Origin of the sequence: Nocardiopsis sp. Huas11 (genome assembly GCF_003634495.1) — a bacterium.
Lineage (GTDB): Bacteria > Actinomycetota > Actinomycetes > Streptosporangiales > Streptosporangiaceae > Nocardiopsis.
In genome coordinates, this window is record NZ_RBKY01000001.1 from 4,614,036 (window position 1) to 4,635,693 (window position 21,658).

General features: G+C 67.8%; 17 protein-coding genes, 1 tRNA gene and 1 pseudogene. 10 read left to right on the forward strand and 9 right to left on the reverse strand.

From position 1 onward, the window contains the following. Positions 1 to 75 precede the first annotated feature (75 nt). The 7 genes from DFP74_RS20770 (at position 76) to DFP74_RS20790 (ending at position 5,690) form a co-directional block, all read left to right on the forward strand. Positions 76 to 921, forward strand: coding sequence for a helix-turn-helix transcriptional regulator (locus DFP74_RS20770; protein ID WP_233571074.1), 846 nt, complete (start codon positions 76 to 78; stop codon positions 919 to 921). 535 nt (positions 922 to 1,456) lie between these two features. Further along, positions 1,457 to 3,049: an MFS transporter gene (locus DFP74_RS20775; protein WP_121183911.1), complete on the forward strand. Its 1,593-nt coding sequence runs from the start codon at positions 1,457 to 1,459 to the stop codon at positions 3,047 to 3,049. 377 nt (positions 3,050 to 3,426) lie between these two features. Further along, complete coding sequence (locus DFP74_RS20780; protein ID WP_199725729.1) at positions 3,427 to 3,960, forward strand: PrpF domain-containing protein; 534 nt, start codon at positions 3,427 to 3,429, stop codon at positions 3,958 to 3,960. A gap of 154 nt (positions 3,961 to 4,114) precedes the next feature. Continuing rightward, the gene (locus DFP74_RS34505) at positions 4,115 to 4,558 is read left to right on the forward strand and encodes an amidohydrolase family protein (protein ID WP_233571075.1); all 444 of its coding nucleotides are present in this window, start codon (positions 4,115 to 4,117) and stop codon (positions 4,556 to 4,558) included. Beyond that, the gene (locus tag DFP74_RS34510; RefSeq protein ID WP_233571076.1) at positions 4,549 to 4,638 is read left to right on the forward strand and encodes an amidohydrolase; all 90 of its coding nucleotides are present in this window, start codon (positions 4,549 to 4,551) and stop codon (positions 4,636 to 4,638) included. Before DFP74_RS34505 ends, DFP74_RS34510 begins: the two co-directional genes overlap by 10 nt. Positions 4,639 to 4,659: 21 nt before the next feature. After that, on the forward strand, positions 4,660 to 4,950 hold the full coding sequence (locus DFP74_RS34515) for a hypothetical protein (RefSeq protein WP_233571077.1): 291 nt from the start codon (positions 4,660 to 4,662) through the stop codon (positions 4,948 to 4,950). Positions 4,951 to 5,183: 233 nt separating this feature from the next. After that, on the forward strand, positions 5,184 to 5,690 hold the full coding sequence (locus DFP74_RS20790; protein WP_233571078.1) for a 4-carboxy-4-hydroxy-2-oxoadipate aldolase/oxaloacetate decarboxylase: 507 nt from the start codon (positions 5,184 to 5,186) through the stop codon (positions 5,688 to 5,690). Positions 5,691 to 6,030: 340 nt separating this feature from the next. On the opposite strand, the gene DFP74_RS20795 is transcribed toward DFP74_RS20790, so the two are convergent. The 5 genes and pseudogenes from DFP74_RS20795 to DFP74_RS34520 form a co-directional block, all read right to left on the reverse strand. Then, positions 6,031 to 8,451 (reverse strand): tetratricopeptide repeat protein, encoded by a 2,421-nt coding sequence (locus tag DFP74_RS20795; protein WP_121183915.1) that lies wholly within the window; start codon positions 8,449 to 8,451, stop codon positions 6,031 to 6,033. A gap of 326 nt (positions 8,452 to 8,777) precedes the next feature. Beyond that, positions 8,778 to 8,858 (reverse strand) — tRNA-Arg (locus DFP74_RS20800). 250 nt (positions 8,859 to 9,108) lie between these two features. Continuing rightward, on the reverse strand, positions 9,109 to 11,193 hold the full coding sequence (locus tag DFP74_RS20805) for a hypothetical protein (protein ID WP_121183917.1): 2,085 nt from the start codon (positions 11,191 to 11,193) through the stop codon (positions 9,109 to 9,111). A 175-nt stretch (positions 11,194 to 11,368) separates the two neighbouring features. Further along, positions 11,369 to 12,310: an ISAs1 family transposase gene (locus DFP74_RS20810; RefSeq protein WP_233571079.1), complete on the reverse strand. Its 942-nt coding sequence runs from the start codon at positions 12,308 to 12,310 to the stop codon at positions 11,369 to 11,371. After that, a pseudogene (locus DFP74_RS34520) lies at positions 12,229 to 12,483 on the reverse strand (transposase family protein); the annotation flags it as partial. The gene DFP74_RS20810 and the pseudogene DFP74_RS34520, both read right to left, overlap by 82 nt. Positions 12,484 to 12,896: 413 nt before the next feature. On the opposite strand from DFP74_RS34520, the gene DFP74_RS20815 reads away from it, so the two are divergent. From DFP74_RS20815 to DFP74_RS35210, 3 genes are all read left to right on the forward strand, one after another. Continuing rightward, entirely contained in the window at positions 12,897 to 15,596 is a 2,700-nt protein-coding gene (locus DFP74_RS20815) for an AAA family ATPase (protein WP_121183919.1), read from the forward strand. Positions 15,597 to 15,637: 41 nt separating this feature from the next. After that, complete coding sequence (locus DFP74_RS20820; protein ID WP_121183921.1) at positions 15,638 to 16,456, forward strand: DUF2306 domain-containing protein; 819 nt, start codon at positions 15,638 to 15,640, stop codon at positions 16,454 to 16,456. A gap of 160 nt (positions 16,457 to 16,616) precedes the next feature. Then, positions 16,617 to 17,228, forward strand: coding sequence for a DUF6177 family protein (locus DFP74_RS35210; protein ID WP_370013409.1), 612 nt, complete (start codon positions 16,617 to 16,619; stop codon positions 17,226 to 17,228). A gap of 110 nt (positions 17,229 to 17,338) precedes the next feature. Here DFP74_RS35210 and DFP74_RS20825 read toward each other — a convergent pair whose 3' ends face one another. The 4 genes from DFP74_RS20825 to DFP74_RS20835 all read right to left on the reverse strand — a co-directional run bounded on the left by DFP74_RS20825 (position 17,339) and on the right by DFP74_RS20835 (position 21,559). Continuing rightward, the gene (locus tag DFP74_RS20825; RefSeq protein WP_121183923.1) at positions 17,339 to 18,028 is read right to left on the reverse strand and encodes a hypothetical protein; all 690 of its coding nucleotides are present in this window, start codon (positions 18,026 to 18,028) and stop codon (positions 17,339 to 17,341) included. Positions 18,029 to 19,201: 1,173 nt separating this feature from the next. Next, complete coding sequence (locus DFP74_RS34525; RefSeq protein WP_370013518.1) at positions 19,202 to 19,474, reverse strand: hypothetical protein; 273 nt, start codon at positions 19,472 to 19,474, stop codon at positions 19,202 to 19,204. Continuing rightward, positions 19,449 to 21,185, reverse strand: coding sequence for a hypothetical protein (locus DFP74_RS20830; RefSeq protein WP_233571080.1), 1,737 nt, complete (start codon positions 21,183 to 21,185; stop codon positions 19,449 to 19,451). Before DFP74_RS20830 ends, DFP74_RS34525 begins: the two co-directional genes overlap by 26 nt. Then, positions 21,182 to 21,559, reverse strand: coding sequence for a hypothetical protein (locus DFP74_RS20835; RefSeq protein ID WP_158613034.1), 378 nt, complete (start codon positions 21,557 to 21,559; stop codon positions 21,182 to 21,184). Before DFP74_RS20835 ends, DFP74_RS20830 begins: the two co-directional genes overlap by 4 nt. Between the last annotated feature and the right edge of the window lie 99 nt (positions 21,560 to 21,658).

Below are 21,658 nucleotides of genomic sequence, written 5' to 3' on the forward strand. Positions count from 1 at the left end.
GGACCAGCAGCGGGGGAACTGACAGTTGATCCCCGGACCACCAGTCCGTGGCTAGGCCGGGCGGACCGTGCCACCATGAGCCGGGTGAGCAAAGAGGAACTGGGCGACTTCCTGCGTCGTCGGCGGGAGGCGCTACGCCCGGACCGCGTGTCGGCGACCGTCATCCACCCGCCGGGCCGCCGTGCCCGGCGCACTCCCGGGCTGCGCCGCGAGGAGGTCGCCGAGCTGGCCGGAGTGTCGGTCAACTACTACGAGCGGCTGGAACAGGCCCGCGCGGCGCGCCCATCCCCGGAGGTGTTGGCGGCGCTGAGCAGGGCACTGCGGCTCACCGCCGCCGAGCGCGAACATCTGGCGCGGCTGGCCGGCCAGGTCCTCTCCGACACGAACTCCGATCGGGAGCCGGTGCCCGACGACGCCCGCCGGCTGCTGGACCAACTCGGTCCGATACCCGCCTACCTGGTCGACGAGCGTCAGGACATCGTGGCCTGGAACGGCACGGCGGCCGCGTTGATCATCGACTTCGGGCTGCTGCCCGCAGGGGAGCGCAATGCCGTGCGGCTGTCCTTTCGCCTCCGCGACACCCTTTGCTCGGCGCCGGCGGACGCGGAGGGCGAGTTCATCCGGCGGTCCGCGGCCCAGTTGCGCGCGGCCGGCGCCCGCCACCCGGCCGACCGCGTCCTCAATGAGCGGGTCAACGAGTTCGCCGCGCACAGCCCGGAGTTCGCGGCCGGCTGGCGCGACCACGACGTACGACCCCTGCCGACGCTGCGCAAGCGCCTGCACCATCCCCGGGTGGGTGAACTGGAGCTGGAACGCCGGATCCTGCTGCTGCCCGGCAGCGACCTGCAACTGGTGATGTACACAGCTGACCCCGGCAGCCCGAGCGCCGCAGGGCTCGCCCGACTCGACACTCACGGGTAGACCACGCCCACGACCCCGGCCAGGAAGCACGGAGTGGTGACGGGACGGGGGAGGCCCACGCGCCGGAACAGCGGCCTGAGCAGCACGAAGCCGACGCGGACGGAGCGGACGCCGAGGCGATGACCAGGTCCGCCGGCTTCCGCGCTACCTCCCGAGTCGGCTCGTCGACCTGGCGCGGATTCCACCGGAGAACCTCGAACAGGCACGAGAGGGCCGGCCTCAGTCCGCTGGGGTTCCCTGGGTACCGACGCGTACGTTGCCGTTGCTCATGCCACACCTCCGTGATGGTCTGAGGTTCGTGGGCCCGGTGTGCTCCCCGCGCGAGCGGGGGTGAGCCGTCCGGCGGTGAGCCGCTCGGCGAGCTCATGTCGTGCTCCCCGTGCCATGCCCCTGCCGCCGACCGCGTTTCACGCGGCCCGCCCGAGCCCGGGTCCGGGCCCGGTGACCGGGTATGACGCTCGCCTCATCGTCATTGACATCAACATTAGTTGAGCTTTTAGTCTCCTCGTTAACACCCCGAACCGAGGAGACCCCCGTGACCGTGGACACCCCACCCCGCGCAGGCCGACGAGAGTGGATCGGCCTCGCCGTCCTGGCCCTGCCCACACTCCTACTGGCCATGGACATGACCGTCCTCCACCTGGCCATCCCGGCCATGACCGCGGATCTGAGACCGACCACGTCCCAGATGCTGTGGATCCTGGACATCTACGGCTTCCTCATCGCCGGATTCCTCATCACCATGGGCACTCTGGGCGACCGCATCGGCCGGCGCAGGCTCCTGCTCATCGGGGGCGCCGCCTTCGCGGCCACCTCCGTCCTGGCGGCGTTCTCCACCAGTGCGGAGATGCTGATCCTCGCCCGGGCGCTGCTCGGCGTCGCCGGCGCGACCCTGATGCCGTCCACCCTCTCCCTCATCCGGACGATGTTCCACGATCCGGCACAGCGCACGGTGGCCGTCAGTGTCTGGATGACCTGCTTCGCCGTCGGTGGAGCCCTGGGGCCCATCCTCGGCGGCCTCCTGCTGAGCCGCTTCGAGTGGGGAGCGGTCTTCCTGCTCGGCGTGCCGGTGATGCTGCTCCTGCTGGTCCTGGGCCCCTTCCTGCTGCCCGAGCACAGGAACGCCGACGCCGGACGCCTGGACCTCATCAGCGCGGTACTGTCCCTCACCGCGATCCTGTCGATCGTCTACGGCCTCAAGGTGCTGGCCGAGGACGGCCCGAGTACCGCATCGCTCGCCTTCCTGGCCCTCGGGCTGCTCACCGGCGTGGTCTTCGTCCGCCGGCAGCGCGTCCTCGCCCACCCGCTCGTCGATCTCACCCTGTTCCGCGACCGGACCTTCAGCACGGCCGCCGGCCTGTTGACCGTCGGCCTGATGGTCATGGCGGGGTCCCAGTTGTTCACGCTGCAGTACCTCCAGCTCGTGCAGGGGCTCTCACCCCTGCAGGCCGGATTGTGGTCCCTGCCCAACGCGGCCGGGCTGATGGTCGGAGCGATGAGCGCGCCCGCCCTGGCCGCCAGGACCCGCCCCGGGCTCGTCATCGCAGGTGGAATGGCCCTGACCGCGGTGGCCTTGGCCTCGCTGACGCTGGTCGGTGCCGACGGAGGCCTGCTGATCCTGGTGGCCGCCTCCACTCTGATGGGCGTGGGTCTGGGGCCGATGGCGGCTCTGGGCACCGACCTCATCGTGGGATCGGCGCCGGTGGAGCGCTCGGGTACCGCCTCGGCCCTCTCCGAGACCTCGACCGAACTCGGCGCCGGCCTGGGCATCGCGGTCATGGGCAGCATCGGTTTCGGCGTCTACCGCAGTCGGATCTCCGAGTCGGCGCCCGAGGGCGTGGACCTGCACACCGCCCGCGAGTCCCTGGGCGCCGCGGTCGACCTGGCCCGGGGCCTGGGAGATCCGCTCGGAACGGAACTGCTCACCGCCGCCAGAGAGGCCTTCGTGAGCGGGCTGCACGTCACCGCCACCGTCGGTGCCGTGACCGCCCTGGCCATGGCGGTCCTGGCCGCCCTGTTGCTCAAGCAGACCCCGGAGGCGGGGGAGGGTGAAGGGTCATCGGCCGACCGGAGCACGGAACCGGACATGGACGCCACCGGCAGGGTGAACGTGCCGACCGGTACCTGAGCACAGGCCCGGAGGCCCGGGCCGGACTCGGCCCGGGCCCGTCGGCGGTGCTCGCAATGGTCGCTTCTGACCCTGTGGCGCCTCAGGCCGCCGAGTCGCCCCCGACAGGCCCCGTAGAGCGCGGCGAGGAGCGGAGCGGGCTCCGGCCGGACGGACCGCGTCAAGGGTGCGGCGACGACATCACCTCAGGCCTGGCGTCGCCGGACTGACCGGCCACTTCGTCGACGCCGACATCCCCGCCTCCGGCAGTGCGGGCGCGGACGCGATTCCCGCTGTCCGTGCCTGTTCCACAGCCTTCGCCCTCTGAGCTGAGCACAGCCGAGGCGGGCCCACGGGCGCTCAGGGACGGGTCCCCCTCAGGCGCTCAACCGTCGCAGGTGCGTCAGCGTGGCCTGGGTGACGGGGTCGACGCCTGCGCGCTCGGCGCCACCGGGCGGGAGAGCCCCGCCGAGCTCGCCGCGAACCCCGCGGTGCGCGACCGGGTCGAGGCGCTGCGGCTGGCCGCCGGAACGCTCATGGGGCTCGGCGACGTCTCGGACCGCAACTACCCGAAGATGACGCTGATCTCGCCCCCGCGGCACGGGGGCACGGTGGCCGCGCGCAGCTTCATCCCGCGCGTCGTCCACGAGTCGATCGGGGTGCTGGCCGCCGTCACCGCCGCCACCGCGTGCGTGCTCCCGGGCACGGTCGCGCACGCGATGGCGGGACCGTCGGCCACGGACGAGGCCGAAGCCACCCTCTCCATCGAGCATCCCAGCGGGGCCTTCGACGTACGGCTCGGCTGGGAACCCGGCGATCCCACCCGCATCACCCGTTCCGCGCTCGTGCGCACCGCGCGAGCGCTCATGGCCGGAGACCTCTATGTCCCCCTGGGCGTCTGGAACCCATCAATGAAGGAAACGAACCGATGATCATCGACTGCCACGGGCACTTCACCACCGCGCCCGACGCCCTCGGTGGCGCCAGGCCCAGATCGCCGCACTCGACGGCGGCCCCCAGCCCGACGAGCTGTCCATCGGCGACGCCGAGCTGCGCGGGGCGATCGAGGGCAACCAGCTCGCCCTCATGGACCAGCGCGGAATCGACCTGACCGTGTTCTCGCCCCGGGCCTCCTTCATGGCCCACCACATCGGCGACGAGTCCACATCCATCCGGTGGGCGAGGATCTGCAACGACCTCATCGCCCGCGTGGCGGAACTCTTCCCGGAACGCTTCGCCCCCGCCGCCATGCTCCCGCAGTCCCCGGGCGCCGACCCGGCCGGCTGCCTGCCTGAGCTTCGGCGCGCCGTGGAGGACCTCGGTGCGGTGGCGATCAACCTCAACCCGGCCCCCTCCGGCGGGCTGTGGGACTCGCCCCCGCTCACCGACCGCTCGTGGTACCCGATCTACGAGGCGATGTGCGAGTACGACATCCCCGCGATGGTGCACGTCTCCACCAGCGTCAACCCCGCCTTCCACACCACCGGCTCGCACTACCTCAACGCCGACACCACGGCGTCATGCAGCTGATCCAGGGTGACCTCTTCGCCGACTTCCCCGACCTGCGGCTCGTCATCCCCCACGGAGGCGGGGCCGCGCCCTACCACTGAGGGCGCTTCCGCGGGCTGGCGATGGCCCTGGGCAAGCCCGAGCTGGAGAAGCACGTGCTCGGCAACGTGTTCTTCGATACCTGCGTGTACCACCAGCCGGGCATCGACCTGCTGCTCGACGTCGTCCCGCACGAGAACATCCTGTTCGCCTCGGAGATGATCGGCGCCGTCCGCGACATCGACCGCGCACGGGCCACCACTTCGACGACACGGGTCGCTACCTCCAACGCGCGAACCTGCCCGACACCGAGCGCGAGGCCATCGCGGAGGGCAACGCCCGCCGGGTCTACCCGCGGCTCGACGCCCTGCTGAAAAGACAGGGCCGATGAGGGCCGGTCCGCACCCGTTCACCCACGCACGAGGAGAGTCATGACCGAGCTCGGAGTCGTCCACCGTTCCATCGAGCGCGCCGCACCGGAGACCGTCGAGGAGCTGTCCCGCTTCGGTGTCGCCACCGTGCACGAGGCCCAAGGGCGCACCGGTCTGCTGCGGCCCTACATCCGTCCGGTCTACCGGGGGCCAGCCTGTGCGGCATCGCGGTCACCGTGCTGCTGCAGCCCGGCGACAACTGGATGCTGCACGTGGCCGCCGAACAGATCCGGCCGGGCGACGTCGTCGTGGCCGGCTGCACGACGGAGTCCGAGGACGGGTTCTTCGGTGAGCTCCTGGCGACCTCCTTCCGGGCACGGGGCGCCGTGGGCCTGATCATCGACGGCGGCTGCCGGGACGCCGCCGAGCTCAGCGAGATGGACTTCCCCGTCTTCAGCCGAGCGATCAACGCCAAGGGCACGGTGAAGGTGACGCTGGGCTCGGTCAACGTGCCGGTCACCGTCGCCGACGCCCTGGTGCACCCGGGCGACGTGGTCGTCGCCGACTCCGACGGTGTCGTCGTGGTGCCCCGCGACTCCGCCCCGCGGGTGGCCGAGGCCGCACGGCTGCACGAGGAGAACGAGCAGTCCAAGCGCGCACGGTTCCAGAATGGCGAGCTGGGCCTGGACATCTACGGCATGCGCGAGAAGCTGACGTCGGCCGGCCTGCGCTACCTCGACTGATGGGCTGACGTCTCGTCACGTCGGGGGAGAGGGCGGAGCAGGGGCGTCCATGGACCGGGACTGCGCGTCTCTGTGGTCCGGTGGAACGAACCTGTCGAGGCCGGTGGCGACCCGATCGGGCCGCGCGGGGCGGCGGCGGGACGCCTCGAGGCCACCGCGTCACTGCTGCGCGGCACACCGGTTCCGGTGAAGGCTCCGGTGCCGTAGTCGAACGGGCGAGCACACCAGGAGCGAGAAGGCGGCTCCCACCCCAGGCCAGAGCACGGTTCACCCCTGTTGGCCTGGGGTTTCCTCGCTCCCGGGGCCATCATCCGATCGGATCGAAGGTCCCTTGGGCAGGTCACTCGCCGGCCAGTTCGTTCCGCCACTGTTGCAGTATCTGCGCGCTTTCTTGCACGTGGGTGTGGCTAGGGCCGAGCACCCGTGTCTGGTCGCATACCAGGGCGGTGAGAAGCTCAACGGCACCGGCGGTGTCGCCGGACTTGTGGGTCGCCCAGGCGAGGTTGTGGCGGGTGGTGAGGGTGTCGGGGTGATCAGGGCCCAAGACGCGCAGGCGGTCGGTGAGGAGGTCTTCGTAGGCGGTGAGCGCTGCGGCGGTGTCGCCGGACTCGTGGGTCGCCCAGGCGAGGTTGTGGCGGGTGGTGAGGGTGTCGGGGTGATCAGGGCCCAAGACGCGCAGGCGGTCGGTGAGGAGGTCTTCGTAGGCGGTGAGCGCTGCGGCGGTGTCGCCGGACTCGTGGGTCCACCAGGCGAGGCTGTGGCGGGTGGTGAGGGTGTCGGGGTGATCAGGGCCCAAGACGCGGAGTTGGTCCGTGAGGAGGTCTTCATAGGCGGAAATGGCTTCAGCCAGATCTCCGGTCTCGCCCCGCCAAGCGGCGAGGCGGCCTTGGGTGATGAGGGTGTCGGGGTAATCGGGGCCGAGGATTCGGAGTTGGTCCGTGAGGAGGTCTTCGTAGGCGGAAATGGCTTCAGCCAGGTCCCCGGTCTCGCCCCGCCAGTCGGCGAGGTTGGCTCGGGTGGTGAGAGTGTGGGGATGGTCGGGGCCCAGGACGCGCAGGCGATCGGTGAGGATCTCCTGGAAGGCGTGGGCGGCTGCGGCGGGGTCTCCGGCTTCACCTCGCCAGGAGGCGAGGTTGGCCCGGGCGATGAGAGTGTCCGAGTGGTCGGGGCCCAGCTGCCGCTGGGCGGTTTCGACCACGTGCTGCCAGTAGGCCACGGCCTCGCCCACGCGACCCGCCTCGCCCAGACTGGTGCCCGCCCGGAACAGCGCCGCGTGCCCCTCGGGATCCCACAGCCAGTCCTCGCTGGTTCGTCCCTCCACATCCGGATGGCTGCGCAGGATGGCGATGTTGCTACGAAGTTGTTGGGCCAGGGCGGTATCCCGTTCGACCTTGGGCCACACCTCGACGAGCGCGTCCGCCAGAGCGTGCACACCGCGCGAGGTGGGGCGGGTGGTGGCATGTTCGTGGGTGGCGCGCTGCACCAGTTGGTGGGCGCCCACCAACACCTGCCCGGGTGCGTCCCTGTCCGTGGTGGGTGGGGTGGCGCGGGTGATCAGGTTCAACCGGCGCAGCCCCGCAAGGGCGGTTCGGGCCTGGTGCGGGGTGAGGGCGGCCGTGGTCACGCCGGTGGCTGCTTCGGTTCGGTGGGCGGTCAGATAGTCCAGGACGGGTGGGGCGGTGAGTACCTGTTCGGGGATGCCGGTTCCGTCTAGGAGGGCGATGAGCCCCATCAATCGTCGGGCGGTTCCCTTGGGTTGGAAGGTGTCGGCCTGGGTGAGGGACAGCTCCCACGTGGCGGCGAGCGGGGTGGGGTGCTCCCAGTCGGGGAACACCTGGTCCAGGGTGTTCATCCGGTTGTGGAACACCTGGAGGTAGTCGTCGCAGCCGAGTCCGAGTTCGGCCATGTAGGTGACCGCCTGACCCAGCGCCAAGGGCAGCCGCCCCAGGTCGTGGGCGAGGGTGTCCCGTTGCGCGGTGGTGTGGGCGATCCCGGCCGCGTCCAGGGCCTGGTTGAGGAAGGCACGGGCTTCGCCGGGGGTGTAGACGTCGACGTCGAGCAAGTGGCGCCCCTGGACGGTGAGGGAGTGGTCGCGTCGCCGTGTGGTGACCAGGACCCGGCCGTGGGGCTGGTCGCGCGGGGGCCATAGATCCTGTACTCGAGCGGGATCGGTGAGGTCGTCCCACACGATGAGCCAGCGCCGGTTCTGGTGCTTGTTGGGGTCGCTGAGCCAGGCGAGGAAGAGTCGTGCGGCATCCTCGGGATCCTCGGGAACGGTGGTGTAGAGGTGGCGGGCGGCTTGGGTGTAGTCGGAGGTGATCTGCTCGCGGGTGGAGGCACCGGCCCACACCAGGATGTCGACCCGTTGGTCGGCGTCGGTGATCTCGCGCAGGGTGCGGGCGTGGCAGGCGGCCAGTTGGGTCTTGCCGACCCCGCCGGTGCCGGAGAGGACCTGGCGTAGCACCACGGTCCCGAAGCTGTTCAGCGCGGTGTTGAGGTGGTCGGCGACGTCCCGGTGCTGGTAGTGGGCCGCTTCCTCGGGGATTGTTCCCACACGAACCGGCCAGTCCACTTCGTGGCGTGGGAGGTGGTTGTGTTGTTCGCTGATGAACGTCCCGTTGAAGTGGTGAAAGTCATTGTGGTCGCGTCCGGGGGAGGAGTTTCTCAGGGTCATGTCACGGCCCTGGATGGCGGTGCCACCGGAGATGTCGCCGTTCACGGTGTTGGCGACATCGCCTCGTTCTTCCCACTCCTCGCTCATGGCATCTGATTGTGTCGCGGGAACCGCTGTCGGGTAAGGGGTTTCGGTTGAAACGGCCGTATGCGGCCGGTGGGGCGACAGCACGCGTCAGGGGCCTAGCCATATCAATGACGTGTGACGGGGCAACTTTGGGGCGTTGATGGGCGGACGCGGGGCGCCACGGGTGGGGGCACCCACGGGCACGGAGCGGCAAAATGCTCCGCGAGGTGCCCCTCCACCTGTACTGGACCCTGCACTGGGGAGCGCACACGGAGCAGAATCCGCCCCGAACGAGGCCTCGCGCCTGGTCTGTTCGACTCGCGCACTCTGCGTGACCTGGGGCTTAGTGGCGCACCCGGCAGGATTCGAACCTGCGGCCATCGGATGAGAAGTCCGGTGACTTCGTGCCTCTACGTGTCACAGGGTGCCGTCTCGTCCCTATCCATCCGATCACTGCTGTCGTTTCGTGTCAAGGGATGTCGCCCGGTGCCGTGCCAGTACGGGACGGCGGGGCATAATCGGAGCACACACCGGCCCATGGTGGCGTCCGATGGCACCTCGCGAGGTCCTCGGTGCACCCGCCGTAGGTCTCCTTAACCAGGCGGATGAACCAACAGACCTCTCCCCACACTCCTGTTGAGTCGCGTGCCTGAACCGCGACGAGCTCCGATGCCCCGTTCAGGCGACGATGGCATAGAGCACCCCGCCCACAGCGATAGCCGTCGCTGTCCCCACGGCGAGCCGCCGCCCGGCGTCATAGAGACCCATCCGTCGTCTCCCCACATGCTGTGTTCGGTGCCACCACGCCAAGTACTCGAGCAGTTCAGCGTGACGGAACTGGTAGGACGCCCCGTAGATACGGATCACGCCATAGCTGTGCATCTCCTGAAGGAAAACCAGCCAACGGAAAGGCAGTCGACCGGCAACAGAAAGAGTCGAGGAAACGATGAGGCATAGCAGGCCTGTACTTCTTTCCAGTCCCCTGAAAAAACTGAATATAAGAACAAGGAAAACGGGCGCCAGTGCTCCGAAAGTGGAGGCAATGATCACGTCTGGAAGAAAATGTGCGACAATCTCTGATCGTGTCGCATAACCAGTGGATATCATGATATCAAAACCTGGCTCGCGTTCGATCATGAGATCCACTGCCCACAGTCCAAGTATCAGGAATACTGCCAGGAAGAGACTCCATATCAAGAAAGCCAACTTCAGTGGAGTGAGGAGAAAGGATCTCGTTTCCCCTCGGAGGACATCGCCAGGGATGCGCGGTTCTGATCGCCCAATTCGAGGCTTGGCATCAAGCGCGACCTCGGTCCCTCCCCTGTACACTGCGAGAAAGAACAGGGAAAAAATTATCCCGATCAGCATGGTCTGAAGAACGAGGGAGGAGGGATCGCGACGAATACCAGAGCCAGCTTCTTGGATGAAAAGTCCGATGAAGACGAGGGAGAGGAAGGCGGAAGAGCCGCCACAAACCACGGTTGCGAAAGCAAGATCCGACTGTCTGCGCCCCACAAGAGCGGGCAACCTCCACCACTCGAAGGCGCTCGTCTTCGCACGCCACATCAAGTGGGCGATGTACCCTAGCCACTCTTTCGCTTCCTCGGGGTTGATGAATCTGAACCTTTGGTGATTACCCTTCAGGGATCGCTTCATGAGAGCGGGGATCAGACCACCAATGAGATGGGAGCGAAGGTCCACTTCTGCCGGAAACCTCTCTCGGTCCAGCAACGCGGAGGGGTTCTCCCCTGAGTCGATGTAGTTGACTCGTAGCAACCAGATCTTGAGAGGCGTGTCGAGTGCCTGGGTGAGCGCTCCCTGGGGGGTATCGGCCACCTCATCGAGGAACGACTGCCAGCCTGGGTTCTTCAGCTGGGACGGGCTGAGGATTGCCCTGATGCTCCGGACACGCTCCTCTGCGTCGAGAGGAGCCGCTTTCAGTACCGCCATATTGGCCACGACACCCCTGGGGGGAAGCGCTTCGTGGTACTCGTCCGGACGGCACAGCAGGACAAAGGGGCGCTCAGCGTCAGCGTCGACCTGCTCCAGGAACCTCGCGCACCAGTGGTGACCGAGTTCGTCTGTGCCGTCGACCATCAGAATGATCTTTTTCCGCAGAAGCAGTTCGCGTACCGGAGTTGTCCCGTAGTTCGCCCTTTTGGTGCGTAGATCAGGGTACTCCCGTTGGATGCTCTGGTCGGCCTGGTCGATCATCCGTCCTCCATTCTCCAGACACCAACTGGAGGCGTTGACCAAGACCGGAACTGGTGCCGAACTGTCTTTCTCAATCTTCGTGAGCATAGCTTCACACAGGCCCAGCGCAATCGTGGTCTTGCCGATGCCGATGGCGCCAACAACCGCCAGCCGCTGGTACCTCGTTCTGTTCAGAACAAAATCTGCGAGTATCTGAGACTCGGAGGTGCTCACAGTGAACTCTTCCACGTCTTTTAATGCATGCTCTGGGTGATCCATGATCTCAAAGGCGAGACTCCAGGACGTCTGGACAAGACGAGCCTCATCGGCCGCCAGGATGTTCTTCCCCGCCTCCACCCTGTCCCGTACCCCCCTCATGAGGTAGGAGAGCGCCTGTTCTACTTGTTCGTCGCTGGTGGATGAACGTGCGTCACGCCACTGGCGGATATCCGTGAGCTTTTTCCAGAGGTCAGCCACGATCCCAGCTAGAGAGGAGGCCTTCGTCAGGACTGTGATGAGAACAACACCCATGCTCAGGGCGGCGGTTATAAGAGGGAGTAAAGTGAACATGAAGGCATTCTGACACCTGGAACCCCAAGACGAGGGCGAAACGGGGAAACCCAGGACTGAACAGCACCTACTGAGCCTTCTCTGAATGCCGGGATCGCCTCCCGTCACTCATGAGAACCGGGTAGCCGTCGAGCAGGGCTGTTTTATTCTCGGTGAGCAGTGGCGTTGACGCTGGTCAGCAAAGACCGATCACATCCAGCGGGCGAGTGAACGCCTCATACGAGATCCATCGGATCGCGTCGGGCAGTGTCTCCTGTCCCAACCGGCCCAAGAGCACGACAGCGACCGCCCGCAACGCGGCCAGGTTGTCGGGTGCGTGCCCGCAGCGGACCTTGCAGGCGTCCTCGCCCCACGAGACGTCCTTGACGTGATGCCAGGCCTCGATGCCCCAGTGCCCCCGCACCAGAACACCGATCCGAGCCGCATCGGCCTGCCCGACCTCCAGCGAGGTCACCGCATATGCGCAGGTCCACGACACCTTCCCGGTCCGCAGGTCCATGACGTGGCGGCGAAGGCGCACCGCTTGGACCGCGTGCGGGAAGTCCGCCCTGCTGGCGAGGTCGATGGCCTTGACGGTGCGGGTCTCGGCCCGTCCGTGGCCACGGGCCCGGGTGGTGTCCAATGTGGGGGCCTGAGCCCAGGCAAGCGCTTTGACCTGCTCGAACAGGGCCCTCTGGTTGCGTTTGACGGTCAACACGTCGTCGGCGTGCAACTCCTCGGCCAGGTAGGTGGCGGTGTCGGTCTGGGTGTGCAGGGCATCGGCGGTGAGGACCACGCCGGCCAGGTCCACGCCCGCCAGTAGGGCGGCCAGGGCGTCGATCTCGCTGGTGCCCGCCGGCGCCCGTACCTGCGCGACCAGACGCCGGTCCGGGGTCAGGGCGGCCAGCAGGTGCACCGCCGCCTCGGTGGACGTGGCCGATCCGCGCTGGGTCTTGCGTCCACCGCCACCACCTGGAGGGCGTCGGGCCTGGTCAGAGCGGTCAAGGGCTCGGGGGTCAGGGCGAGAAGGACGCGGCGGATGGTCGCCGGGGACGGGGCAGAGCGTGCGCCCAGAGCCGCGCAGGTGACCCGGCAGCCCAGACGGGCCAGGGTGTGCTGGGGTGCGGCGTCGGCCCACTGGCCGATCGCCCTCAGGTGGCGGGCCCCGGCCACCATCGCGGCCAACGCGCACAGCAGGACGCTGGCCAGGCTGTGGCGGCGGCCCCGCGGAGAGCGGGGGCCCTCCAGATGGGCGAGTTTGTCGGCAAGGTCGGCTGGGGCGGCAGTGGGCGTGACAGACTGGGAGCGCAACGGAGTCCCTTGGAAATCAGAGATGTGAGAGTCCCTGATCTTCTAGCGGGCTCCGTTGCTTGTTGGTGGGAGCTTCGACCGGATCGCTACAGGGCTGTGATCAGCGCTGATGGCTCACGATCCCGACTATGAAACAGCCCTGCCGCCGAGTGGGAGGACTGGTATAACAACAGGCGCCTGAACGGTGAGATCGGTTACGTTCCACCCGCTGAGTACGAGGCCGCCTACTACGCCCAAACCACCCAAGAGCCGCAGCTCACAGCACAGAACACGAGTCTCTAAACAACCCGGGGAGATTCAATAATACGACTGTCGTTCTAGGCGTTGGATACTCCGCGCAAACTACAGGGACCCCGAAAAGCCCAACAGGGCAAGGACCGGACCGCACGTTCCGGGTCACTATCGTTCTGCGTATGCCTACTGCCCCTCACCGACCGCTCGTCGGCAGGTGCGTCGAGACCGGCCGCCTGGGAACCCTGCTCGACACCACCGAACGGGGCCGGGGAGGCGTTCTTGTCCTGCGAGGCGAGCCGGGCATCGGCAAGAGCGCGCTGCTGGACCACGCGGCGCACATCGCCGCGCCGCGGTTCCAGATCCTCCACGGCACCGGATCAGAGTTCGAGAAGGAGCTGCCCTTCGCCGGGCTCCACCAGCTTTGTGTGCCGGTCCTGACCCACCTGGACCAACTCTCACCCGATCACCGTGACATCCTCCAGGTGGCGTTCGGCCTGACCAGTGGCGACCCGGACCCGCACCGCGTCGGCCTGGCTGCTCTGGAGCTGCTCTCCACCGCCACCCGGAAACAACCGGTGCTGTGCGTCATCGACGACGCACACTGGCTGGACCATGCCTCGGCCCGGGCACTGGTGTTCCTGGGCAGACGTATCGCCGCCGAACCCCTCGCCATGGTGTTCGCGACCCGGCCCCGGCCCGCCGAACCCCGCCTGGACGAGCTACCAGGTCTCACGCTGGGCGGCCTGAACAACACCGACGCCCGCTCTCTTCTGAGCGCGGAGAAGACCATCACACTCGACGCACAGGTACGCGAACGCCTCCTCAGCGAGGCCCGGGGCAACCCACTCGCCCTGATCGAGCTGCCCAGGGCCGGCGGTTTCGTCCCGCCCACTCCCTCCCCGGTCGCGCAGCGCGTACAGCGGAGCTTCCACACCAGGTTAGAGGGACTCTCCGAACCCGCGCAGCGACTACTGGCCCTGGCCGGAGCCGAACCCACCGGAGACCCACACCTGCTCTGGGCCGCGGCCCAATGGTCGGGCATCGACGTAGGAGAGGCCGCACCGGCCGCTGAGGCCTCCGAACTGATCGAGTTCGGCACACGCGTCCGCTTCTGCCACCCCCTGGCTCGCTCTTCGGTGTACTGGGGGGCCGGGTTGGAGCGCCGCCAGGCCGCGCACCGGGCCCTGGCCGAGGTCACCGACCCGGTCACGGCGCCGGACCGACGGGCCTGGCACCGGGCCCAGGCGAGCAGCGCACCGGACGAGGAGGTGGCCACCGAACTCGAATCGGCGGCCGCACGCGCCCAGGCGCGCGGAGGTGTGGCGGCCGCGTCCGCCTTCCTCGAACGCGCGGCGGCCCTGTCCCTGGACCCCGGACCGCGCGTCCAACGCACACTCGGGGCGGCCCGGGCGGCCCTGGACGCGGGCACGGCGGACACCGCGGCGAACCTGCTCAACAGCATCGACGCCGATGTCCTGGGCCCGCCCCTGCAAGCCTCGATCGACCTGCTCCGCGGTAAGCTCGCCCTCCTCAAGGGCGGGCAACAGGCCCAGGACGGGCCGCGCCTTCTTCTGCGAGCGGCCCGCCGACTGGAGGCCACCGACCCTGAGCTGTCGCGTTCCTCCTTGGTGAGCGCCCTGGAGACGGCACTGGTGACCGGCCGGCCCGCCGGGGTGATGGAGCAGGTCCTCGAAGCCGCACACACGGCCCCCCCGACCAACCGGGCCCCCGACCTTCTGGACGCACTGAGCCTGCTCGGCTCCGGGCGTTACCGGGAAGGCGTGCCGATGGTCCGCCGTATGCTCACCGGTGAGGCCGCCGCCTGGGCCCACCATCCGGGGCTGGCCAGCCTTCTCTCCGCCGACCTGTGGGACCACAGCGTGCACACCAGCATCACCGAGTGGATGACGCGCACCGGACGACAGAGCGGATCGCTGACCCTGAGCAGGCTCGCCCTCGCCCAGACAGCCATCTCCGCGGTGCTCACCGGCGACTTCCGGCGGGCCGACGCGGCCATCGCCGAGGAAGAGGCGATCGCCGACGCCCTCGCGGACGCACCGAAGATGTACCCGCGCGTCCATCTGGCCGCGATGCGCGGCCGCGGCAAGGAGGCGTTCCAACTCCTGGACGAGGCGCAGCGCCGAGGCCGGGGACAGCTCCCGGCCAACATGCACTGGGCCAGGGCCGTGCTCAACAACGGACTCGGAGACTACTCGCGCGCGCTGGATGCGGCCGTGCGCGGGACGCAGGACGCAGGCCTGTTCCTGCCCGGGATCATTCTCCCCGAACTAGTGGAGGCCGCGGCCCGATGCGGGCGCGGGAGCCTGGCCGCCGACGCACTGGAGTCTCTGGCCGAGCGGACCGAGCCGGTGGAGACCAGCTGGGCCCAGGGTGTTCTGGCAAGCGCCCGGGCTCTGGTCACCGAGGCGGAAGCCGACCACCGCAAGGGCATCGAAGAGCTGGAACACAGCCCCTCCGCACCTGGGCTGGCCAGGTCATACCTGCGCTACGGGGAATGGCTGCGCCGCCGCAACCGCCGCCGCGACGCACGCGAGCAACTGCGCACCGCACATCGGATGCTCTCCGATCTGGGGATGGAGGCCTTCGCCCACCGGGCGGCCAACGAGCTGCGAGCGACCGGCGAGGTGGTGGGTGAGCGCTCCGAGCGGCCCCTGGACCGTCTGACCATGCAGGAGATCCACGTCGCTCAGTGCGTGGCGGCGGGTGCCACCTCCAAAGAGGTCGCCGCACGGCTGTTCCTGAGCCCGCGGACCATCGACGCCCACCTGCGCAGGATCTTTCGCAAGCTCGACATCACCTCCCGCAGGCAGCTCAAGGACCTGCCCGAACTCGGCCAACCGCTGGAAACGGTCGATTAGGCGACGATCACCGACGCGAACGAACCCGCCCACGCAGCAGCATGTCGGTGACAGCCACCTACTACTCCTACGTGGGGGAGACCTTGACCAGCATGACCAAATCGACGCGCCGACGATGGTGGTGGACCCTGTGGGGTCTTCTGGCCGCATCCGCGGTCGGTATCGCCGTCTACTCGGCGCAGACCTATCTGGTCGGCGGCGTGGAACGCAACCAGATCCCGCTCAACGACCTGTTCGCCTCGCACTACGTGACCATCGCGGTGCATGCGGTCCCCAGCTCGCTGGCGCTGCTCATCGGCCCGTTCCAGTTCCTCACCCGGATTCGCGTCCGCTACCCGAAGGCGCACCGGATCGCCGGGCAGATCTACATGGTCTCCATCGTTCTGGGTTCGATCGCGGCCCTGTTCGCCGCGACCTACTCGGTCAGCGGGTTCTCGGTACAGGTGGCCTTCTACATCCTCACTGCAGCCTGGCTTTACACCCTCTACCAGGCCTACACCACCATCCGCCGCGGTGAAGTCCAACTGCACCGCATCTGGATGATCCGCAACTACGCGCTCACCTTCGCCGCGGTGAGCCTGCGGATCTATCTGATGACCGGCCTGGCGCTCCAGGAGAGGTTCTTCCCATCTCTGACCTTCGACGACATCTACCACGCGAGCGCTTGGGCCTCCTTCTTGGTGAACGTGCTCGTGGCGGAGTACTTCATCGTCCAGCGCACTCTGAAACCTCTGGCCCGGCGCCAGAAGGCCAAGGGACACACCAGCCGAGCGGCCTCCGGAACTGCGGTTCGACCGACCGGGCAAGGCCCCGAGCCGGAACCGGTCGGCGCGTGTTCGACGCCAACAGGGGGTGGGTAGCGGGCCATCACCCTGAACCGGGCCTACGCGGCCCGTCCGGAGCGGTTCTCGCGCCGTCCGCGTCCGCCCCGGATTCCCGAGGTGGTCTGGATCAACGACCCGGCCAAACGCCGCCAGAGCCAACCACAGAACTCATGACCAGGCCGCTGTCTCATTTGCGTTGACATCTACCGCGCTGGTCAAGGAATTCACCTCTCGGGGCCTCCTGCAGGCGATGAGCGTGCATCGGCGTACCGGACGGTCGGACCTGGCCTGCGAACCCCGGTGGTCGGGTCCTGCGCTCCCCGTCGGGTTGGGCATCGGTGTGGAGGGGGTGTCCTCGAGCGGGTCCGAGCGGGTCCTGTCTGCTCCGGTGCCCGCGCTCACGTTCGGTCCGCCCCTGACTCGCTCGGTTTGGTATCGGATTCGAACCTGCGGCCATCGGATGAGAAGTCCGGCGCTTTCGTGCCTGTGCGTCCCACGGGGTGCCGTTTCGTCCCTGTCCATCCGATCACCGCTGTCGATTCGTGTCAAGGGATGCCGCCCGGTGCCGTGCCAGTACGGAACTGCGGAGCATAATCGGAGCACACAGCGGCCTCTGGCGGCGTCCGATGGCACCTCGCGAGGTCCTCGTGGACCAGGGGCCGCCTCCGGTCACATGGTGAAGAGCGACCGCAAGCACTGTTGTTCCTCACCTACCGTCAGGACTAGAACCGGGACCTCGTTGCTGCTGGAGTCCTCGTGCGAACCGGTCCATCCTGGTCGGGAGGATCCTAATCAGGGCCTCGGGTGATCCCACGCTAGAGACGGTCGCGGTCATCAACCGGCCCATGGCCAGCGAGGGATCCGTCCCCGCCGCGCGGATCTCAGCGGACTTCACCTTTTGACTGGCGCCGATTGCCCTCAGTCGGACAAGGTCAGGTAGAACTCGCCGCCGTACGAGTGGATCTGACCGTTCTGCGCAGGCACGGGGACGACCTCGGTGGCCTCGACGGTGGTGCCGCTGGGTACGGTGGCGTTCTCCAGCAGTTCGTTGGCTCCGATGTCCGAGGCGTTGTACGTGTCGTAGCCGTCAGAGTTGTTGACCTCGACCTCGTCATCGTTGGGGATGACCGTCCCGTCGGGGTCGACGTAGGAGTCGAACAGCTGGATGTACTCCTGGTGCTCTGAGCTGTCGTTGGTGTACTCCAGGGTGATGAGAGCGAAGTAGCCCTCGCCATCGAACGCGGTCAGGTACGAGCCGTTGTCGCCGTACTCGGTGTTGGGGATTTCGCTGACGTATCGTACGTCCGTGATGGTGAACGTGTACGAGTCGCCGTAGGTGTCGTTGGCTTCGGTGTGCGTGTCGCCGACGGTCAACTCGGTTGGGGCGGGAGGTTCGGGTTCGGAGTCGTACACATCGCTTTCCTCGTCGAACCAGTGTTCGTCCGACTCGACACTCTCGTCTTCCGTCGGCTCCTGTTGGCCAGGGTCCTCTGCTGCCTGGTTCGCGTTCTCCCTGTCGGATATCTGTGTCCCGGCGATGAACCCGAGCATGAGTCCGAAGAGCAAGGCTAGAACGCCGGTGACGATGGGCGCCATGAACTTGGACATGGTCCAGTCCCTCCTTGTGGGCGCGTTGAACCGGTGGATGCCTCGTGATCTTTCGCTAGGCCAGCTGTTGTTCCGGTCTTTCGAAGCCCGCCCTGCTCATGTACTCACCCTTCCCATCCAGAGTGACCCCCCGATGCGGACACGGAGGGTATCGGTTCAGTCATCACTCCGCCAAGGAATCAGGCCGGTCACGTACATCGCACCGACGGTGTCAGAGATCCCGCGCCATCTGCGGCAGGGGTGAGCCGAGATGGAGGCTGGTGCGAGATGAGATTGATGTTTGTGCCCATGACCACGGTGCCGTTGTCGGTGAATGGCTGTTTCGTGGCGGGGCTGCGGAGGCTGCGGGGACTGCGGGGGCTGTGGTGTGTGTCGGGATCGCCCCCGTCACTCCTCTGATCCGGGCAGCCGTCGTTCTCGATCCTGGGGCACACGTCGAAGGTGGTGTTGGGTCCGGCTGGCATTGTGTCACCGGAGGCGGCACGGTAGGCGGCTGAGCGGACCGCCTGGCTGGTAATGCGGGACGCCGGGAGGGTCCATCGGCATACGAGGGGACGGGGAGGTCGCCGGGGTCTGGTCCTGGTCCCACCTCGGCCCCACCCTGGTCCCACCGGCGTGGCGCGTCCTCTGAGGTGAGGCGAAACACTCCGTTTGACCTGGGGTTTTATGGCGCACCCGGCAGGATTCGAACCTGCGGCCATCGGATTAGAAGGCTTGGTGCCAATTTGTGTCGTTGTATGCCACCCCATCCGATCAGCTGTGCCGTCTGGGGCCGTGTGATGCCGTCTGGTGTCGTGCCAGTACGGAACTGCGGAGCATCAACGGAGCACACACCGGCCCCTGGCGGCGTCCGATGGCACCTCGCGAGGTCCTCTTTCATCGTTTGCTTAGGCAGGCAGAATGTCCGCATGCGGTGGTTATGGGTGGATGGTTCTCCATTGGGACGGCTGAAGATCGCATCAGACAAGCACGCCTGCTGGACCTCGACCTGGAACGTGACGGCCGCCCTCGGGGCGACCGAGGCCAGAAATGGCTCTCCGACCCCCCATTGGGCGACGCCCCGTTTGCTCCGTGACAGCGTGTGCGGGTGCCGGGTATCGTCTTGAGGCCGCCGACCGAACTCCGGTACGTCGACGGCTCGGTCCCGGAAACCTAGAACCGGGATGTGTCTGGTCAGACTAAGTCATCGGTATCGGGATCCTGGCGGATCCGCACGAGCGATTCCCTTCCAAGGGCTGCATTGTGTTCATCCCCAGCGGCCTCGAACAGATCCACCGCCCGCAGCACCGCCCCGACCGCACCAGCCCGTTGGCCCAATTCCACCTGCGCCGCGCCGAGGTTGTTCCACGCTTGCGCCTCGCCGTGGATGTCACCTGTCTGGTTGAATGCCTCGCGTGCGTGGGTCAGGGCGTCGATGGCCTCAGCGGGCTGGCCCGCCTGCGCCAGCGCTGTGCCGAGGTTGGTCCATGCCGCCGCTTCGCCATGGCTGGCCGGTTTGTCGGCCCAGGTCGCGTGCGCGAGTGAGAGCGTCGATGGCCTCGTCGAACCGGCGTACCTGCCTCAGCGTCGTGCCGAGGTAGTTCCACGCCCTCCCTTCCCGCGTGTAGTCGCCGGTGGTGCGGGCTGTTGCCTGGGCGGAGCGCGAGACCTGCTCCAGGTCCTCGAAGCGTCGCCCACGGCTCAGGTACTCGCCCAGATGCAGGGGCAGGGCGATGGCCGCATCGGTGTGTCCGAGGGCGGGGGCTGCCAGGGCCGCGGCCACCAGGGTGGTCCGCTCGGCGTCCAACCACGCCAACGCTGTATCCGGGCCGGAGAAGAGGTCGGGGACCAGCTGCCCGGGCAGGGCCCACAGACGATTCGCAGCGGCACCGGTGGTAGTGGTGTAGTGGTCCAGGAGGCGCCCCAGCGCCTGGTCACGGCCATTGGGCGGGTGGGGGTGGTGGCGGGCGTAGTCGGAGAGCAGGTCATGGGCCCCCCACCGCCCGGGGGCGGGCTGGGTGAGCATTTGCGCGGCCGCCAGCTCCTCCAGCACCTCCTCGACCTCCTCGAAGGGCAGGCCGGTCAACGTCGCGGCCGCGGCGGTGCCCAGGGTGGGTCCCGGTGTGGAAGCCACGAGCAGGAACATCCTGGCCTCGGTCTGGGCTAGGTGGGCTAAGGAGGTGTCGAAGACCGCCCTCAGCACCCGCGCCTGTCCAGCATCGCGGTCGGGGTCCTTAATTTTGTCTACCCGCGAGACGGCCCGCTCCAACCGGTCGGCCAACCGGGCCGGGTCTAGCCTAGGGCTGCGCTTGAGGTAGGCAGCGGCGATCTCCAACGCCAACGGCAACAACCCGCACAAGCCAGCCAACCGGCTCAACCCCGACTTATCTTCGGCGCGAGGGTCCTCGGGGGTATGGGCGATCAGATCCGAGGCCAGCAGCGCGATGGCCGCTTCGAGGTCGAGGATGTCCAGATCCAGGTGGCGCGCTCCGGCCAGGGAGTGCAGGCCGCCGCGGCTGGTCACCACCACCCTGTGGCCACCCGCACCGGGCAGCAAAGGCCGCACCTGGGAGGCGGAACTGGCGTTGTCGGCCACCACCAGCACCGGACGACGCTGTCCGTCGGCCTCTGACAGAGACTGTAGTGCGGAACGGTAGAAGGAGGCCCGCTCCTGCACCCCCGGCGGGATGTCCTTCGGGTTCACCCCCATCTGGCGCAGCAGCACATCCAGGGCCGCTTCTGCGGAGAGGGGTTCGGCGCCAGGGGCGTAGCCGTGCAGGTCCACGAACAACTCGGCGCAGAACCACTGCTTGTGGTGGGCGATCGCGCCAGCTGCCAGGGCCAGGGCGCTCTTACCGACCCCGCCCATGCCCGCCAGCGCGGAGATCATCGCCCCGCCCGCGCACGCGTTCTCGTCCTGTTCTTTCTCGGTATCCGTGGCCCAGTCGGAAGCCTTGGCCTTTGCGAGAGTGGGGTCGAGTTCGGCCAGTAGCTCCCGCAGGTCCTCGGCGCGGCCGGCCAGCGTGGCAGGTGGAGGGGGCAGGGTGTGCAGCGCGGTGGGGATTGGCCGGGGCAGGTGGATGACCTGTTGGTGGCCGATGACATCGCCGCGTGCCTTGATCCACCGCATGTCGATGGATGAGGCCGGGTCCGCGGGGTTGTGCCTGATACGGGTCACTGGGGCGGCTCCGTGGGCGAGTGGACTTGCTGGCCGATCACGTCGCCCCCGGCACGGATACGCCGCAGCCGGGTTCGGCTCCCGCCCTTGGCGGGGGTGGGGCCGACCCTGCCCTTGACCGCACCCTTGGTCCGGACGCGGTCCAATTCGACGACGTCGCCCTGGTCCTCGCCATCGACCTTGCTGCCGGGGGTAGGCCATAGGGCCAGGGCTAGGGTCGCCACGGCCACCGCCAAGGACGCGATACCAGCGACCTGGTTGAGCTCGTCCAACCCCCACCCCATACCGGGCAGCACCCGAGGGGCCAGCCAGAACCCGGCCAGCACCAGCGCGATCGCACCCAGGGCACGCACCCAGGCCTTCTTATGTCCCATGGGGCGATTGTTCCGCGTTGATAGGCCATACGGCCAGGTTTTGCCGAAAACGGTCACTCCAACTGGAGATCCTCCCAGGCTTGCTCGTCTCCACGACAC